The following is an 18860-nucleotide window of genomic DNA, read 5'->3' as shown; positions in this document are numbered from 1 at the left end:
TCTTATTATTAACTCTTAATTTAATTACTTAATTCTCTTCTTAAAGTTGTTAATTTGTGTGCGATACTAGCATTATACTGCATATCTCCAACTCTAAGAATAAATCCACCAATGATGCTCTCATCAATTTCATTCTCCAATGTAGCTTCGTTACCAGTAAGTTCTTTTACCTTAGCAAGAATCTTATTACTCATTGCCTTATCTAGAGGCACAGCTGTGGTAACCTTCGCTACTTGTGTATTGTTATGTCGATCTAATAAAACAATATATTGTTTTGCTACCTCAACTAAAAGATCAATTCTTTTATTAGTTACTAAAGTTTCGAAAAGCTTATTAGTAAGATCACCAGTGCTTTTAAAAACTTCTCGTAATGATGCCAATTTTATCTCACTTTTGATTAATGGACTATTCAAAAGCATATTAAGATCTGCGTTAGTATCAACAGTATCGATGATAGTCTGCATGTCCTTTTGAACATCATCAGTCGCTTTTTTGTCCTGAGCTAAACTCAACACTGCTTTAGCATAACGTATTGCTGCTCTACTCATGTGATTTCTTAATTTAAAGTAACATCACCAAGCATAGAATCTACTAATTCCAATTGCTTGTCTTTGTTTGATAATTCGTTTCTTACTACTTTTTCTGCGATCTCTACAGAAAGTCCAGCTACTTGATTTTTTAATTCTGCTAGTGCAGCTTTCTTTTCACTTTCGATAGTAGCTTGTGCTTGCGCAACAATTTTATCAGCTTCTGCTTGTGCTTCAGTCTTAGCATCAGTGATCATGTTATCTTTAAGCTGTCTTGCTTCTTTTAACATTGCATCACGCTCTGCTCTTGCTTCATTTAAGATACGCTCATTATCAGCTTGAAGATTTTGCATTTCTTTTCTAGCTGCTTCTGCCGCTTCTAACGCATTTTTAATTCCTTCTTCTCTATTATTAACAGAATCAAGAATAGGTTTCCATGCGAATTTCCTTAATAATAATACTAATCCTACAAACAAAAGTATCTGCCAGAAAAACAGACCGAATGAAAAATCATTTATTAACTTATCCATAATTAATTATGTTACTTTCTTAGTGTTTAATTTTAAAACTTAGTAATAGCTGCAACCAACCGTTACAGCTATTACTTGTAAATTAAGCTGCGAATAATGCAGCAAATCCAATACCTTCAATAAGTGCTGCTGCAATAAGCATAGCAGTTTGGATTTTTCCTGAAGCTTCTGGTTGACGAGCAATAGCTTCCATTGCTTGTCCACCGATTCTACCAATACCTAAACCAGCACCGATAACAATCAAACCAGCTCCTACATAATTTAAACCTTCCATAGTAAAGAATTAAAAAAATTAAACAATTATAATTATCGTTAATGATGTGCCTCTTCATTAGCCATACCAAAATATAGCGCTGACAACATCGTAAATATATATGCTTGTAATGCTGCTACCAATAATTCTAATATTGATAACGCAAATGCTAAACCAAATGACAATGGACTACCAATCCAACTTTTGAACAAGAACATCATTCCAACGATACTCATTAGTACTACGTGACCTGCTGTCATGTTCGCGTACAAACGAATCATCAATGAAAATGGCTTGATAAAAACACCTAATAATTCTATTGGTGCTAAAACTACCTTCATAAATGTAGGCACTCCTGGCATCCAAAAGATGTGACCCCAATAGTTTTTATTTGCTGTAAAGTTCGTAATCAAAAATGTAAGTAAAGCTAATCCAAAAGTTACAGCAATGTTTCCTGTAACATTCACACCAAGTGGTGTCATTCCTAATAGATTCAAAAACCAAACAAAGAAAAATATAGTTAACAAGAAGCTCATGTACTTTTTGTACTTCTTTTCTCCTATATTAGGAATTGCAATCTCATCTCTTACAAAAAGCACTAAAGGTTCTAAGAAACGTCCTGCTCCTGTTGGAATCCCATTATTCTTCTTATAGGATTTTGCTAAACCTCTAAACATAAAAAACATTAACAAGCCTATTAAAAGCATGCTAACAACATTCTTTGTTATAGAAAAATCTAATGGCTTTTCATTCGTTGCATGATGACTCTCATCATAAGTGATCGTTCCTGCAGCGTCTGTTTTATATATTTTACTGTGGTACAATTTGTAATAGTTACCATCCACCTCAGCAACTGTTTCACCGTGATGGAATTTGGAAGAAGAAAAAACCTTTAATCCATTATCCCAAAGAATAACTGGAAGTGGAAATCCATAATGCTTACCAGATTCTTTATCAGAAAATAATGTGAAATCATGTGAATCTTGAAGGTGATGATCAATGAACTCTTTTATCTCAGTTTTCAAACCATCTTTTCCTTCTTTTTCTGCTTTTTCAGTATCTTTCGCTGCCAGATTCAAAGAGGTAAGAATCACGGCTAAAGTCATAAAAATTCTAACTACACTAATTTTTTGCATTCTAGGTCAGATTTCGGTTCCTAAATTTCGGTGCAAATGTACATAATTAAGTTAGATTCTTAAACTATTTTGACTAAATAAGTTTAAGAATATTTTTAGAAAAATAAACTTCTGGTAATCAATCACTTAAGATTGTTCAAAATTTTAGAAATATAATACACCTCCAAGATTAAGCATATTACATAAGGAATAAAAAAGTCTAGAAAAACGCTTCTATCCATTTCCATACTACTTAGCTTGGTAATTGCTACAAAAACACCCAGCTTTATAAAACTAGCTGCTAAAAAAATGAAACCAATCTGATCTTTAAACCTATTTCTAAGGATTTGTATAAGACTGATTAATACCAAACCATAAATAGCATTAAAAACATAGGAAAGATTAATAATAATAGCATTACTCCGAAATGAAAAAAAATCTAGAACCCAAGTATGTACTAAGTAAGTTCCTGATAATATTAAGAGAAAGATTACTATAAATCGAAGTAAATGTTTGATCATAAAAATTACCTACAACTATAGATTTATTTTTTGGGATTATTAATTCTATCCAATTGTTTTATTACTAAATATAATGAAGATGCTACTCCAAAAAGAACCAATCCCATTGTAAACCAATTCTTCTCAAGCTGATAATAGGCATCCAATTTTTTACCTGCATACGCGCAGACAAAAATAATACCTCCCATTTCAAAAGCTATTCCGGTAAGTGCTAAGTACTTTCTAAGCTGATTTCCCTTGTTTTTGTCCATCAGTTTTACCTAATGATTTAACTCCACCTTTCATTACACATGAAGCATTAAAGGTTGCTCCTGGTTCTACTGCAAGTTTTCCTACAGAAACCTCTCCTTCTATATGAGCAGTTGGTTTTAAGGATAATGTTCCAGAAATCTCAAGATTCCCTGAAAATTTTCCTTCGAAATCAGCATCAGAGCATTGTAATGTCCCCTGAATATATCCTGATTTTCCAACCACTACCTTTCCTGTAGTTTTGAAAGTTCCTTCAATGGTTCCTTCTACTCTAAAACCGCCTTCGGAAATAACATCTCCTACAATTTTAGTTCCTTCTGAAATTTTGTTCTGGTTTCTGGAAAAATCTGTTGGGCCTTGATCTTTTCCTTTTTTATTGTCTGAAAACATACTAATCGGGGGATTAAATTATTATTCTGATTCTAATTTCGCTTTTACGTAGCTATAACTATCCAAATTCTTATGAATTTGTAAAATTCTATAATTGGGAGAAGCTATGATAAAATATTCTTTGTCTACTTTAGGGTAATACTTTTTTCTTCTATTCCACTTGGTAAGATCAACTCCACGAGTATCTTCAATTTTACCAAGAATTAAAAGTTCTGCCAATCCTTCTGCTCCTAACTGATCTCTTTTGGTATGCACTACCACAAATTGCTGATCTTTGGTATATACATCTAAAGAAACCTTCATCTTATCGTATCTAAGATCTTTTATAATGGCTTGCAGTCTTTCTTTTAATTCCTGCGCCTGGTTATCACCAAATCTTGAAAATGAATAAACGAGTTTATGGTTTTTTTCCTGATCCATTCCTTCCGTAACAAAAGAACTATTTTGTATTTGCGGAATTGTAGTTTGATAAATTAATTGTGCTTTCTTTCCCTCTGGACTTTGCGGATAATTTAGAGAAACATAATTCAACGCTTCCTTATAGGCTTCAAATCCTTTGTAACGACCAACAGCCTGCGCTTTTAATAATTCAAATTTAGGAACAAATTCCTCTCCTCCAAACTTTGTTATTAATTCGTCACTTTCTTTAATGACCTGTGCATATTTTTGGTCTCTAAAATCTTTATATAATCTATTATACATAGATTCTGGGCTATTCTTATCACCTTCTAATGCCTCATCAGGGTTTTGAAGAATTTTGGCATATCTAGAATCTCCATGATTATTAATAATATCCTGCTTCATTGCATTGGATTTTTCTAAATCATCCTGAACCAGATAAATTTTGTAGAGATTATATTTTGAAGGTATAATAAGTCGCTCTTCTGGATTACTATCTAATAAATTTTCAAATTTATCTGTAGACAGCCCATATTCCTGAAATTTTTCTTTGTAAATAACCCCTAATTGATAGTATGCAAAGTTTCTATCAGTTTGCAAACTATCTATTATTTTCTGATCTGTCGGCAATTGCGCAATATATGTTTGTGGATCAAAAGTAGGATCTGTTTCTATAGAGTATTCTTCTTTTGTAGACTGTTCTTCACTAGAAACAGCGCTAGGATTCGTAATGCTAGAAATTCTCCAATTATCTTGTAGTTCTCGATTCCCAAAAGTTCTCTTAAAAGCAGTTTTTCCGTATGCAACTATTGTTGGATTATAAAAATAGAACGGACCCGCTGCATCTGGGTTAGGACCACCACTTGCTCCTAATCCAGTCTTTGGTTGGTTAAAACGTTGTTCATTAGGAAGCTCACCTTTTATCCTTGCAATTTCCGCTGCTTCCTGAGCTGCAATAGCTTCTGCTTTTATCTTCTCTGTATACTCAGAATAATAGGCTATCCGTTCTTCTGGTGACATAGCAACAACCGTAAGAATACTATCGTTTTTCTGAGCTATAGACTCATATAAAATTACATCATCCAGATTTACTCTTTTCTTTTTAAGTACCCTATATTTTTTGGAGTCTACAACCATACGTTCTAAGGTACTATCATAATATGCTCCTGCAACAGCATACTCTTTGTTATCAAAGTTGATATCTCCTAACGTTTTATAATTTAAAGATTGTAGATACTTATCATCTGTGTCCGTACGTAATGATTTATTATAAAAAGAAACAGCTAAGTCGATCGAATCTAAAGTATTAAAATAAACAGCTTTTTGATTATAGATTTTGTCTAAAAATGGTCTATTCTCCCGATTTTCTTCCAAATCCGTCAAAAGTTCCAAAAACTCTTGTTTATTACCCGTTTCGTAATTAAAATTACGTGCTTTTGCCATATAGGCGTTTAGCATATATCTTCTTGGAGTCTTTCTATTGAGTTCAATTACTTGATCAAACGCATAGTTTGCACTGTCTTTATATCCTAATTGATTTAATAATTGTCCTTTAATATATAGATAGCGCCCTTTTTCTTCATTATTTTTCGAATGTATCGCAGCCTTACTTATATAGGTAACAGCAGAATCCTTTTGTTCTAGATTAATATAAGCTTGCGCAATCATTGCAACAGCATCCGAATAATCCTGAGCTTCCATATACTCTTCTTCTACCATCTTCATCAAATCCTCGATTGCTTTTTCATTATTATCTAAACGAAGATTTGCTTTTGCTCTCCAAACTTTAGCGTGATTAATATTGTTACTGGTAGGATATTTATAGAGTATGTAATTAAAAGCTTCTAATGCTGGAATAAATCGTTGCTCATTATATCGAGCTTTTCCTAATAATAGAAACGCTTCATCGATTTTAGGATTTCTTTCTCTATCATCAATAAGCATACTATGCTTTTGAATAGCTTTTGCAGCTTTTTCTTCAGCTTTATCAAAATTTTGATTTAATACTTCATTTGGTAATCTAACATCCTCACTAACTATCAATCTTTCTACAGGTAATAGTTCCCAAAAATTGTCTTTGTATGTTTGTACGATATCCTGCTTTCCTTTATCAAAAGCTACTCTTCCATTATATAGCGTATTATTCTTTGTAGTTACATCATGCCAAGTTCTATTGGTCCATTTGTCCTTTTTACGTGAACAACTAAACCCAATGACAATTAGGAAAAGTATAACGATGATTTGTGATAAGTTTTTGCTCAAATCTGAATAATTTATACGCTGATAACTAAAAAACTTACATTTTAGTGCATCAAAACGGTACAAAAATATGGTGTGAAATGTAAAAATACATTTCTTTCTGTAAAAAACGCTTGAACCTTCTATTTTTTTATCCTTCTAAGGCACTAAACTACGTTTTACATGGCATCCGACAAAAACGAATACTAATTTGACCTTGTCAAATTCTATTTTAAAGATTTTCAAGACAAGAAAGATACTGATATTACACTTTTACGATGATCTCATGAAAAACTCACTACTTACTCTCAAATACATCAAATTACTTTTCTTTTCTATTATATGTATTCAGGTTAATGCTCAAAAACGAGTAGGCGATCCTGGAATCACATTTGATGATAGCAAATATGACCAACAATACCCACAAATGCTAGAATGGCAAAAAGCTGGAGTAAGAGGCGGAATCCCTTATCTGGATGATATAAGAATTTTTAAAACACTTAGTAGCGGAAGTAACAGTTCTCAGATTAATCAAGCTATCAATGATGCCGCTAAAGAAAATGAACTAGTTGGTGTTTTATTGGAAAACGGCACTTATACGATTAATAGTGCTGTAAAAATGAAATCCAATGTTGCTCTAATTGGAGAAAGCAGAAATGGTGTTCAATGTATTATCGATATGGATAGTGGAAATGGCTTTAGGTTTGATGATGTATCAAATTCTGGTATCTATCGATTAACAATTGAAGGAAGTTGGGGAACTCCAAAATATAAGTGGAATTATAGTTTATCCCAAAATGATGAGTTACCAAACAATGATAATATATCAGTAAAAATTGTTCGATCTGAAGATTGCTGGTTAGATAAAGTAAATATCTACAATTCAGCAAGAGATCCTATTAGAGTTCCTTCTAATCATGTCACTTTACGAGATTTGGATGTTAAAGGTGCTCATAAAAAGGCAGGTGGTGCTCAAGGATATTTTTTTATCCAAGGAGCTTATAATTTAATTACAGGTTGCTCTGTAACCCATCTACGACATATATCTCTTCAAGGTGGTAATGTTGAATATAACGTTGTTTATGATAATCAGTTTAAACAAGAAGTAAGTTTTCATAGTGGTGATGCCGGAAATAACCTAATCGAGAACAATATCATCACCTTACCTTCGGATATGTCTCCGGTAAGTCAAGATGAGCTTTTACCTGATGACCCAATAGAAATTGCTACCAACAAGCCTGTATACTTTGCTATTATGGGTCCTTGGTCTACACAGCATGACAATTCAGAAAAACCAAATTTTATTATTAATAATACTTGTTTACAATTAAATCACAATCATGGATCTTCAACTCCATGGTCTGAGCCTGGAGTTTTGTATAAAGGACCTCTTAAACTTGGACTTACTATACAGGAAAGGATACAAAACTTTCCTGAAGTATCTTCTGCATTAAACCCAACAGGTGAAACCTTATATCCAATTGATAATGCTATCACACTATCAACCAATGATTATCTTTTTAATGATTTAGCACTTAGTATATATCCCAATCCTGCTGACTCAGAGTTTTATTTAAATTTTGATGAATCAGTTTCTAAGGAATTAAAAATTGAAATAAGAAACATCGAAGGAAAACTTTTAAGAAAACTAAATACACCAGAAAAAGCTCATATTTCAAATATAAATACAAGTAATTTAACACCTGGAATTTACTTGGTTACAATAATAGATCAATCAAATACTAAAACCGCAACCAGAAAATTGGTAATCGACAGGTAAGTTTTTCTTAGTGTAGAAATTAATTTTCATTGAATTAAAAAGGCACTAATTTCTAGAAATTAGTGCCTTTTATGTCCCAAACTATTTTCGAATTATATATTATTTGTTAAAATGCTCTTCTAATTCTTTTAATGTTTCTTCTGAGGTCACTAAGTCTTTTACAACTTCTCCCTTGTCTAATACAACGATACGATCACACACCTCAGTAACATGCATCAAATCATGACTGGAAACTAATACAGTTACATTTGGGTCTGCAGCTAGATCTTTAATTATTTTCTTTAATCGAATTTGTGTTGTTGGATCCAAATTAGCAAATGGTTCATCCAAAACAACAACTTCAGGATTACCAATTAGTGCAGCAACTATTCCTGCTTTCTTTTGATTACCTTTAGACAAGTCTCTTAAATACTTCTTTTGCCCTAAAATTTCTCCATGGAAAAAGTCCTCGAATTGTGCTAATAATGCATCTACATCTGCTTTATTCTGACCTCTTAATTCTCCTATAAAATAAAAATACTCTTCGGCAGTAAGATATCCAATCAAAAAGGTTTCATCGATAAAAGCTGAGGTAATCGATTTCCAATCTTCATTTTCGCTCACTTTAATTCCACTATTTTCTATATATCCTGTAGTTGGTCTAATCAGATCCAATAAAGCACTAAATAAAGTTGTCTTTCCTGCCCCGTTATTACCGACTAATCCAAAACTATCTCCTTTAGGTATTTCTAAGTGTTCTATATTCAATACAGTATTTCCTGCATATGATTTTGTAATATTATGTACTCCTATCATCTTCTTATTTTTTTTGTTTATACGCCCATATCGTTGCGTACTTTTCTGTTTTATAAATTTTTTCGATTTTGTCAAAAACCATATTTCTGAAAGCAAAACCAGCAATTCCTGCAACAGCAACCAACGCATATCCAGCATAAGGGCTATATGCATAATGACCAATTGCATAAAGTATCACAGGTAATGCTAGCTTTGGCAATGATAACATTACTGTTTTCATATTAAAGGATTGTTTATCTCCAAATGCATTTTTATTGCTGGTAAGATCAATTGGTGTTTTCACATATGCGCCAGCCCACAAAACTACATGAGCATTCATTCCCATATTATAAATTCCACCAACAATAACAGCCAGATAAGCTTCCCATCCAAAATACAAATAACCAGATGACAAAATAACCGAAACAAAAGTTGCCATTACCATCAACCACCATTTTGAAGACAAGTATTCTCTATACTTAATATTCTGACTCATCATTAATGGATAATAAGAGCTATCCCAACTTGGAACGAATTGACCAAAGCTCAATAAAAACCCACCAGACACAAAAATTCCTTCTTGCTCTTTTATTTCTTTTAATTAATTTGATATCGTTTTTAAGAAAGATTGCTGTTTTACCAAAACGATCTAACCACTCTAGATTTTCAGTTTTCACATCTTTTGCTTTTGTAGCAAGACCCTCATCTAGATACAAACCACTAACAAAAGATTTAAATGCTACTATGTACAGTACAATCGCAGCTATTACAGGCAACACAAAAAGGTATAATGTATCATATAATCCTTGGAAAAAAGGAGCTGTATATTGTGTAATATCAAAGTATCCAAAATAATGAAGCCCTCCTAATATTGCAATAACTCCTCCAACACCATAAATCAGATTATCTTTATTGTTCAATAAGATATTCAGAAAGTTATTAGCATAAACTAGTGCAATCAGTCCAATATTCCAGAGTAATACCTGAAGTACAGGAGCATCTCCTTTTGTTATCAGTAATATCGAAAATGGTACAAAAAAGAAACCATGAATAATATTAAAAAAAGAAGTCATCGTTTTTCCTAATCCAAATGAAACGATCTTTTTCTTATTAAAAGGTAAAATCAATAAGGGTTTGATGTTGATTACTGGCATTTTTTGCAAGGCATATCTAAAAACGAGATCAAATGCCCACCAATAGATTAAAAATCTATTTACGACTACAAGCGGATCTTGACATAATTCTTTTACAGAATATTTGTAGACCAACAGACTCCCTCCCATCATCATAAGAATGAAATATACTGCCCAAAATCCCATAAAAATTTTCATCCACATGCTAGATGAAGCTGAAGCAGATCTCCAAAAGGATTTCCACTGTAAGGATATAAAGTGTTTAAACATAGTTGTATTAGTTTTATAAGAAGTAGGAAATACTTCTTACAATATTTAGTAATCAAAAAGTAGATTTTGTTACAATTTTGAAAGAAATTTCCTTAAACTTTTATCATTGGATAGGAAGAAATCACCTCATTAACAAGGTGTTTCTTAAGCTTAGCGTATGCCAATATTGCTATAACAGAAAAGCTAAGAATACCGCTCAATACCAGAACATTATCATATTCTTTGAAAAATGTAATGATCACCGAAAAAGTTATTATAGGAATTGCAATAATTATTTGAAGATAATCTAATATTTTAACGGTTAAAAAACTATAGCCTTTTTCTTGGATATTCTTTAAATACCTATTGCTATTATATGAGCCTTGAAAAATAAACAACATATTGAACAACTGTTGAAAAAAGCCGTATATACTTTGTTCTACATCAAAAGCTCGAAATATGAATACGAATCCAATAAAAATACAAATGGTAAGAAGTATTTTTGGAAATGAAAAATAGTTTTTTAATCCATCGGTATAGATTCGAAAAAACTTTCTCAGCAACACTTTCCTTTTCTCAGTGGTAATCTGCTTCAACCCTTTTTTACCATCAAATCCTTCAAGAATTTCTTTTGTTTTTTCATCAAAGGATTTCTCATTCTCTTCTTCTAAGGCAATGGCAAAATGATCTACCAACTCTGTCTGAACGTCATAATATTTGACTCCATTCTTTTTTATAATATGATATAATTCTTTTATATGATACTCTTCCAATTTCATACGCTTACGTTTTAGTTCTTTCTCCTAATTATGCCAGTTGCATACGTTTTTTATAAAAAACTACTAGTGAAATCATTGTTTTTAAACTTCCTACAAAAAATAGTGTAAGCACCCCTAGATAAATGTAATAGAACGTCGAAGGTTCTTTTAGATGAGGAATAAATTGATAATTAAAAGAGAAAAATACCGTTATTAAGACTCCAAAATTTCCTATAAATGAAAACTTCTTTTTCCCAAATACCATAAAGGGTATACATGCTACTAATACCAATAAAAATGTCGGAAAGAATGAACCCCAAACACTATCTATATAAAAATACGAGTAAATCTCATTAAAAATCCAGAAACAAGCTATACTTCCTAAAAGTACCTGCCATGTCACCAAATTCTTTAAGAATTTTATGGAAACACTTTTAAATATCTTCCAATTAAATGGTTTGCTTCCTTCTTTCACTAATGAAGCTTTATTTTCTACCATATATTCTTTAAAAATATGATAAAAATCTCTTGTATCTCCTTCATTCATTCTATGTTCAATTTCCGAAGCTACGTGATCAATCATTTCAATTCTTACATCTTCATAATGAATATCCGAATTCCACAAATATGTATCAATAAATTGTATATCTTCTATTGTTAGTTTTCTCATAATTAGCTAATACTCCATTTAGGATTAATAATTGTTTGCATTGTGCGGATGTACTCTTCCAGTTCATTTAATCTATTAGCGGTTTCCTTTGTTCCTTTTTCGGTAAGCTTGTAATACTTACGCAATCGATTATCCACTTTTTGCATTTCCACATCCAATAACCCTTCTGCTTCTAACTTATGTAATGCAGGATACAATGCTCCTTCTGTAATGTTTAATTCTCCCTTTGTGATTTCTTTTACTTTCTGAGTAATCTCATATCCATACATTTTTTCACTTTCCTCCAAAAGCTTCAAAATAATCGTATTCAGACTTCCTTTATATAATTTAGAATTGCCCATAACTTAAAGAATTAGGGTACAAATATATACATAATTTTCTTATGCATAAGTTTTTTAGGTATATAAAATTATCCCAAAACCCTCTTATGGTGTCTTGCATTTAGTATTTTTGCGCAAAAATTAACTTTGAGAAATTAGAATTCTAATATGCTCATCTAAAAAACCTTAAAAAGTTTTTGACTTATTATTTACTTTATTGCTATGTCAGATTTCCACACATTAACCATTAAAGATATTACTAGAGAAACTCCTAAAGCAGTTTCTATTGAATTTGATATCCCATCAGGATTATCTCAGGATTATAACTTTATCGCAGGACAGTACATTACGATTAAAATCCTTGTTGATAGAAAGGAAATTAGAAGAGCTTATTCTATATGTTCTGCACCAAAAAGTGGATCACTTCGTGTGGCTGTAAAAGAAATTGAAGGAGGTACTTTTTCAACTATTGCAAATAATAAATTAAAAATTGGTGATACTCTTGATGTTCATACACCTGAAGGCACCTTTTTATTAGCATCTAATCCCGCTGCTGAAAATTACTATGCAGCTTTTGCTGCTGGAAGCGGAATTACACCTATCATGAGCATGATCAAAAGTGTACTTGAGGAAGAACCCAATAGTAGTTTCGTATTAGTGTATGGTAATCAAACTCCAAGTGAAACTATTTTCCATAAGGAACTTTTAAGTTTACAAGCCCAATATCCTAATAGATTTTTCATAGAGTTCTTTTATAGTAGAAGTCAAGAAGAAGGTGCTCGTTTCGGAAGAATAGAAAAGTCTACTATCAATTATATTACTAAAAATAAATTCAAGGATGTCCAGTTCAAAAGTTTCTTCCTGTGCGGACCTGAAGAAATGATCAATACGGTTACAGATGTTCTTATAGAAAATAATATTGCCAAAGAAAATATACATTTCGAATTATTTACGAGTAGCTCAGAACCAGCAGAGATAGATACTGAATTAGATGGTCAAACAAAAATTACCATATTGGTTGACGATGAGGAATCTTCTTTTGTAATGGATCAGAAAAAAACCATTTTAGATGCTGCTCTTGAAGAAGATATCGATGCGCCATACTCATGCCAAGGAGGTGTTTGTAGTTCATGTATTTGTAAAATAACAGAAGGTAAGGCAATAATGGGCAAAAACAGTATTCTTACGGATGCTGAACTTGAAGAAGGATTGGTATTGGCATGCCAAGCATATCCAACCTCATCTACAATAAAAGTTGATTTTGATGATGTTTAATGATTATATTTATATGTAGAATTTAAAATTTTTTAAATCATTAAACTGCTAAACATATCATCTCTTTATGTCTCAATTGGCTTGCGTATTATATTTAAGTATTGAAAACAAACCTTTTAGTGAAACTTCTTTAGACCTACTAGTAAGTAGTGCTCAAACAACTAACAAAAGTCACGGAATTACTGGTTTTCTATACTATAAACAAAGACATTTTTTTCAATATATAGAAGGCACACCTGATAAAATAAATGATCTATTAGACAATTTAAAAAAGGATACTCGACATAAGATACTTGAATTTGTACAAGATAATACGCTTAATGATCGAAGATTTCCCAATTGGGATATGGGTGATCTAAAAACAAATCAACTAATGCAGATTAAATTTGAAGATTTAATTATAGAAAATTTATTGTGGAAAAAAACCTATAAGAATACCAACTTACCCATTAATGATGCTAATCTTTGGAAGCTTGTTGATAAGTTAGCCTTCTTTAGAAATAAGGGTCATTTTTCATAAAAAAATGCATTTTATCGATTTTATTTGCTTTTTATCCGATTTTTTAATTTCGATTTAGTATCTTCATTAGAACATATATCATCTAATTTTAGTTTTGCACCAAAATCTTATAACCTCTATTTTTTACGAGATGATAATTCTAATAGATGATAATACGATCTCTAGTTTTTTTATAAAGCAAGAAATTGAAAAATCCGATTATATCTCTAAAGTTGTTTCTTTTGATAACACTTTAGAAGCCTTGAGCTTTCTAAGACCTCTAACAGCAGTCTTAGAAAAACCTGTATTTATTTTTATAAAAATAGATATGCCTCAATTAAATGGTTATGAGTTTATAGAAAAATGTAAGGAGATGAAAGGTAATCAGGAATATTTGAATATCATTTTAATGACTAAAGAAGAACTGGATACAGAAGAAGAAATAAAAATTAGCAAATATTCACATGTTACTTCCATAAATTCTTATCAACTAAATAAGGAACATGTAAGAGATTTGATACTAAGCAGAACTACCATATATTTAGAAAGTAAAGCAAGTTAATTTTGTCTTATGCAAACCATATTCTCCATTAGATTCGGAGTATTCATGTAATGGTTATAAATCCTAGATAGGGTATTTTTTTCTAGCGGTTTTTCAATGAAATCGTATATTTCTGCTCCTTTTTTATAAGCTTTGATTCTATCTTTCTCCCAATTGGAAGTGGTTAAAAAAGCGATTAAAATATCTGATTTAGTTTCTAAAGGAAGTTTAATATATTCCTCTAAAAATTCAAAACCATCCATTTTAGGCATATTGATATCCAAAAAAATAACATTAGGTCTTGGAAATTCATCCTTATCTCCTTTAAACTTCCCTTCTCTATTCAGATAGTCCAGCGCTTCCAAACCATTATATACCTCAAAAACCTTATGAGCTATTGAGGTAGTTTGAATTAATTTTTTATTATAAAAATTTGTCGATTTGCTATCATCTACCAGCAGTATGCAATTGATCTTTTTCATAATTCTTCTTCGGGATTAATTTTGCGATGGAAAAATAAAAGGTTGCCCCTTTATCCTGTGCAGATTTTATCCACATTTTTCCTTCATGATTGTTTACTATTCTTTTGCAATTAGCTAATCCGATGCCTGTTCCTTCGTATTCTTCCTGACTGTGTAAACGTTTAAAAACCTCAAATATCTTTTCATGATATTCTTTTTTAATTCCAATACCGTTATCTTTTACAAAGAACTGATAATCTCTTCTTTTTTGTTCAAAACCAATCTGAATTACTGGGGCTACATCTGGTTTTCTATATTTTAAGCTATTGGAAATCAAATTTTGAAATAACTGTCGTATTTGAACAGCATCACAGGTGATGTGGGGAAGTTCATCAAAAGTTATTTCTGCTTTATCATCTTCGATATGCTTTTGTAAATCTTCTAGAATCTCATTTACTATCAAATTAAGATCTATAACTTCAAAATTTAGTGCTTTATCGTCTAGCTGAGAATATTGTAATAAATCATCTGTTAGCGTGATCATCCTGCTAGAAGCTTTTTCAATAAAATCTAAATAAGTATGTGCATTTTCATCTAAGATATTACCATATTCTTCTTTAAAAAGGCCTGTAAAACTAGTAACTGTTCTTAGAGGTTCTTTAAGATCATGACTTGCCAAATATGCAAACCGTTCAAGCTCTATATTTAGAGCTTTCATTTTATTTTCAGATTGTTTTTTATTATGAATGTCTGTCAAGGTACCGACAACTTTATTGACATCTCCATTGATTTCTTTTTGCGCTTTAGCATTTACTCTAAACCAACGATAACCATCCTCTTGGGTTTTAATTCTTATATCTTCATCTATCCCGTCTAAATCCTCTATTTGTTCCTCTAAACTTTTCCTAAAATTTATGATATCTTCTGGATGGATCATATTTATAAAAGAAGAAAAAGAAGATCTAAGCGACTTATTATTGTAACCCAATAATTGATAAAACTCTTTAGACCACCACGCTTTATCAGTAGTAAAATCACTCCATTCCCAAAGTGCCGCTTTATTACTTCTAATTGCGAGTTGTAAACGTGATTCGCTTACTGATAACTGATGTTGTAATTCTTTTAACTTATGAATCTGCTGTGCTACTCCCAAAATAGAAATTACTTCCCCATTTTCATTACGTGCATTGACCTTATCTGTAGAAAACAACCAAATAGGCTTTTTACTTGTTTTATGTACAATTCTATATTCAATTTGTAAAATCTCATTGTCTCCTAAGAGTTTCATTTTTTCATGATGCTTGGAAATGGCTTTCAAATCTTCTTTATAAAACAGTATTTCCATCAATTGAGAACCTAATTGCTTAATTTCTATATCTGAATAACCCGCAATTTTCGCAATATTATCACTGGCATATATATTCTCTTTTTTTAATAAATCATAAATATAGATTACACCTGGATTCGCATGTATCACATGTTTTAAAAACTCATTAGCTTGTGCAGTATCTTTCAAGGCTACTTTGGCATTGTGAACATTAATAAAATTGATTACTACACCTCTGATCATATCATCTTGATTGCGATATGGCAAAATTTGCATTAAAAACCAGATACCTTCTGCATTCTGTACTTCTTGCTTATAGGGTTGTAAAGTTTGGATTACTTGTTTTGATAATTGCATCAAATTATGACCACCTAGAGTTCCAGAAAAATGATTTATGGGTCTACCGATATCCTCTACCCTTAGTTGAAAGTGCTGATGAATTGCTGGCGTAAATTTTCGAATATTAAAATTCTTATCTAAAAAAACTGTACCTACATGTACATTTTTCATCAAATTTTCCACATCCGAATTAGACTCTAATAATTGGGTGTTCTTTTCTTGCAATTCAGCATTTACTGTGTGTAATTCCTCATTTAAAGATTGTAATTCTTCATTGGTACTTTGTAATTCTTCGTTCGAAGCTAACAGTTCTTCATTCGTAGCCTGCATCTCCTCATTTGTAATTTCAAGTTCTTCGATAGTTGACTGCAGATTGTCTCTTGTTTCAGTTAAGGCTTCCTTGAGCTCCTCTACTTCTGCTGATTTGCTTAAATAAGGTACTTTGTCCTGATATTCTCCTGTATGTTTTATAATAGTATCTCTTTCTTCAGCAAATAAAACTAAATACGACTTTTTATATACTTTGTCTAAATTTAATTCTCTTACTAAAAGTTTTAACTCCTTATAACCATTCTTTTCATGAACTTTTACTTTTCGATCGAAAGGTTTTTTTTCCTTTTGCTTATCTAACTTTCTAATCAAAGTATTTAAAGGAATTCCTAACTCATCTGGAAGCATTTTAATCAAATTATTAGTAAAACCTTCTTCAGGAATAGTAATATATTTTTTTAGTTTACCTGATGCTTTAATAATGTCAAAATTTTCATCTATACAAACACAAACAACACCAAGATCTTCCATTAAGCTAGTATTGATCGATTTGATCATTTCATCCAAGACTTTTTTACTTTTTACATTGCTTCTTGCATCTTTTGGTCTTGAGTTCATTTCCCATATATCGTTACTATTATGGGCAATCATTCTTCCCGGTCTTTTATTCCTATATATTTTCCATTTAGAATTAATTTCTTCAAAATTTTTATCCAGTAATCCTATATTTTCTGAATTCCCTAAGAATAAGAACCCTTCTCTATTCAATGCAAAGTGAATACTTGTTAATACTTTCAACTGTATCTCACTCTCCATATAAATGAGCATATTACGGCAGGATACCAAATCCATTTTGTTAAATGGTGGATTATGAAGTACATCATGCTTAGAAAAAATAATATTTCTTCGTATGTGGCTATTTATTTGGTAAGAATCATGCTTTTTCGTAAAATACTTATCCAAAAAGTTCGATGGCACTTCAGAGGTAATGTTTCCTTTATAAATTCCTTTAGAGGCGAATTCAATTGCTTTTTCGTTGATATCCGTGGCGAATATTTTATAATCCTTTTTTATTTTCATTAACTCACAATATTCTTCAATTAACATTGCAATAGAATATGCTTCTTCACCAGTAGAACAGGCGACCACCCAAATCTTTATTGGATCTTGATCAATTTTATTAGCATTAACAATTTTTGGTATTATTTTTTGTTTAATTATATCAAACGCTCCTTGATCTCTAAAAAACTTTGTAACTCCAATCAGGTATTCTTTTGCCAGAATAAATTTTTCTTCTGGATCTTCGTATAAAAAATTAATGTAATCTGTTACCGTCTTATTTTTGGTAATATTCATCCGTTTAGCTGTTCTTCTAAACAAAGTGGGTTTCTTATAATCTAAAAAATCATAACCTACATAGGTTTTTATCATTTTAAGGATACGCCCCAACAATTCATTACTTGCAAATTCAGAAGCGCCATGATCTAAACTAAAGTTATCATACTCCATAAATTCTAATAACTCCGTCGGTATTTCAGCTGGCATTAAAATGAAGTCCGCTAAGCCTTGAGCAATTGCACTATTGGGCATCCCATCAAATTTAGCGCTCTCCGGACTTTGCACAAACAAAGCTCCTCCTGCCTCCTTTATTGATTTAGCACCTTTTGTACCATCTGAACCGGTACCTGATAAAATGATACAAATTGCTTTTTCTCTTTTCTCAATTGCCAGAGATTTGAAAAAAATATCAATCGAAAAATTCATTTGATTGTGAGGTGGACGTTCGGTTAACATCAATACACCATCTTCAATAATAATATTTTTATCACCAGGAATTAGATATACAGAATTAGGCTTTACCTCATCTTCTTGAATTGCCTCTTTTACAGACATTTGAGTATGTCTAGAAAGCAAATCTGGCATCAAGCTTTTATACTCAGGAGATAAATGTTGAACTACCACAAATGCACAGCCCGTATCTGAAGGGCAATGATCAAAAAATGCTTCCAAAGCATTTAAACCACCTGCAGAGCTACCAATACCAATAACCGGAAAATCTGGAATATCTATCCCTAATTTCTTATTCAAAACCTTTGACATACTAAAACTTAAAAAACAATAACGAACGTTAGCTAATAAGGGGTAAGAAATGAGTATATTAAGTTGCGAGTTTTCATCTCTAAGATAGCAACTTTTATCGGAAATTTCCCCAAAAAAATGTAAAGTTTTATAAAGTTTAGTA

Annotated in this window: 17 protein-coding genes and 1 pseudogene; 4 read left to right on the top strand and 14 right to left on the bottom strand. The window is 31.5% G+C overall.

What is annotated here, in order from left to right:
- Positions 1-20: 20 nt before the first annotated feature.
- From atpH to GBO31_RS00345, 7 genes are all read right to left on the bottom strand, one after another.
- Positions 21-548, bottom strand: coding sequence for an ATP synthase F1 subunit delta (atpH, locus tag GBO31_RS00375; protein ID WP_219006313.1), 528 nt, complete (start codon positions 546-548; stop codon positions 21-23).
- Positions 549-556: 8 nt separating this feature from the next.
- On the bottom strand, positions 557-1057 hold the full coding sequence (locus GBO31_RS00370; protein WP_219006312.1) for a F0F1 ATP synthase subunit B: 501 nt from the start codon (positions 1055-1057) through the stop codon (positions 557-559).
- A gap of 82 nt (positions 1058-1139) precedes the next feature.
- Positions 1140-1331, bottom strand: a complete 192-nt coding sequence (atpE, locus tag GBO31_RS00365; RefSeq protein ID WP_027394417.1) for an ATP synthase F0 subunit C — start codon at positions 1329-1331, stop codon at positions 1140-1142.
- 38 nt (positions 1332-1369) lie between these two features.
- The gene (gene atpB, locus GBO31_RS00360) at positions 1370-2446 is read right to left on the bottom strand and encodes a F0F1 ATP synthase subunit A (protein WP_219006311.1); all 1077 of its coding nucleotides are present in this window, start codon (positions 2444-2446) and stop codon (positions 1370-1372) included.
- Between the two features lie 523 nt (positions 2447-2969).
- Positions 2970-3197, bottom strand: a complete 228-nt coding sequence (locus GBO31_RS00355) for an AtpZ/AtpI family protein (protein WP_219006310.1) — start codon at positions 3195-3197, stop codon at positions 2970-2972.
- The gene (locus GBO31_RS00350) at positions 3169-3585 is read right to left on the bottom strand and encodes a bactofilin family protein (RefSeq protein ID WP_219006309.1); all 417 of its coding nucleotides are present in this window, start codon (positions 3583-3585) and stop codon (positions 3169-3171) included. Before GBO31_RS00350 ends, GBO31_RS00355 begins: the two co-directional genes overlap by 29 nt.
- A gap of 21 nt (positions 3586-3606) precedes the next feature.
- Positions 3607-6246, bottom strand: a complete 2640-nt coding sequence (locus tag GBO31_RS00345; protein WP_219006308.1) for a tetratricopeptide repeat protein — start codon at positions 6244-6246, stop codon at positions 3607-3609.
- Positions 6247-6508: 262 nt separating this feature from the next.
- Between GBO31_RS00345 and GBO31_RS00340 the strand changes: the two genes are divergently transcribed.
- Complete coding sequence (locus tag GBO31_RS00340) at positions 6509-8002, top strand: T9SS type A sorting domain-containing protein (RefSeq protein ID WP_219006307.1); 1494 nt, start codon at positions 6509-6511, stop codon at positions 8000-8002.
- Between the two features lie 99 nt (positions 8003-8101).
- Here GBO31_RS00340 and GBO31_RS00335 read toward each other — a convergent pair whose 3' ends face one another.
- The 5 genes and pseudogenes from GBO31_RS00335 to GBO31_RS00315 all read right to left on the bottom strand — a co-directional run bounded on the left by GBO31_RS00335 (position 8102) and on the right by GBO31_RS00315 (position 11927).
- Positions 8102-8797, bottom strand: a complete 696-nt coding sequence (locus GBO31_RS00335; RefSeq protein WP_219006306.1) for an ABC transporter ATP-binding protein — start codon at positions 8795-8797, stop codon at positions 8102-8104.
- Between the two features lie 4 nt (positions 8798-8801).
- A pseudogene (locus GBO31_RS00330) lies at positions 8802-10095 on the bottom strand (DUF5687 family protein).
- A 176-nt stretch (positions 10096-10271) separates the two neighbouring features.
- The gene (locus tag GBO31_RS00325) at positions 10272-10937 is read right to left on the bottom strand and encodes a hypothetical protein (protein ID WP_219006305.1); all 666 of its coding nucleotides are present in this window, start codon (positions 10935-10937) and stop codon (positions 10272-10274) included.
- A gap of 28 nt (positions 10938-10965) precedes the next feature.
- A complete protein-coding gene (locus GBO31_RS00320) occupies positions 10966-11586 on the bottom strand; it encodes a hypothetical protein (RefSeq protein WP_219006304.1) in 621 nt (206 codons plus the stop codon).
- 2 nt (positions 11587-11588) lie between these two features.
- Positions 11589-11927, bottom strand: coding sequence for a PadR family transcriptional regulator (locus GBO31_RS00315; RefSeq protein WP_219006303.1), 339 nt, complete (start codon positions 11925-11927; stop codon positions 11589-11591).
- A 201-nt stretch (positions 11928-12128) separates the two neighbouring features.
- Between GBO31_RS00315 and GBO31_RS00310 the strand changes: the two genes are divergently transcribed.
- From GBO31_RS00310 to GBO31_RS00300, 3 genes are all read left to right on the top strand, one after another.
- Complete coding sequence (locus tag GBO31_RS00310; protein ID WP_219006302.1) at positions 12129-13181, top strand: ferredoxin--NADP reductase; 1053 nt, start codon at positions 12129-12131, stop codon at positions 13179-13181.
- A gap of 67 nt (positions 13182-13248) precedes the next feature.
- Positions 13249-13701 carry a BLUF domain-containing protein gene (locus GBO31_RS00305; protein ID WP_219006301.1) on the top strand — a complete coding sequence of 151 codons (453 nt, stop codon included), beginning with the start codon at positions 13249-13251 and terminating at the stop codon, positions 13699-13701.
- Between the two features lie 130 nt (positions 13702-13831).
- A complete protein-coding gene (locus tag GBO31_RS00300; RefSeq protein WP_219006300.1) occupies positions 13832-14242 on the top strand; it encodes a response regulator in 411 nt (136 codons plus the stop codon).
- On the opposite strand, the gene GBO31_RS00295 is transcribed toward GBO31_RS00300, so the two are convergent.
- Together GBO31_RS00295 and GBO31_RS00290 are read right to left on the bottom strand one after the other, a co-directional pair.
- The gene (locus GBO31_RS00295; protein ID WP_219006299.1) at positions 14239-14703 is read right to left on the bottom strand and encodes a response regulator; all 465 of its coding nucleotides are present in this window, start codon (positions 14701-14703) and stop codon (positions 14239-14241) included. The genes GBO31_RS00300 and GBO31_RS00295 overlap by 4 nt on opposite strands.
- Positions 14669-18718, bottom strand: coding sequence for a chemotaxis protein CheB (locus GBO31_RS00290; RefSeq protein ID WP_219006298.1), 4050 nt, complete (start codon positions 18716-18718; stop codon positions 14669-14671). The genes GBO31_RS00295 and GBO31_RS00290 overlap by 35 nt, the downstream gene beginning before the upstream one ends.
- Positions 18719-18860: the final 142 nt, after the last annotated feature.

This window comes from Aquimarina litoralis, from assembly GCF_019295435.1.
Classification (GTDB): domain Bacteria; phylum Bacteroidota; class Bacteroidia; order Flavobacteriales; family Flavobacteriaceae; genus Aquimarina; species Aquimarina litoralis_A.
This window is presented reverse-complemented; position numbering and strand designations above follow the sequence as displayed.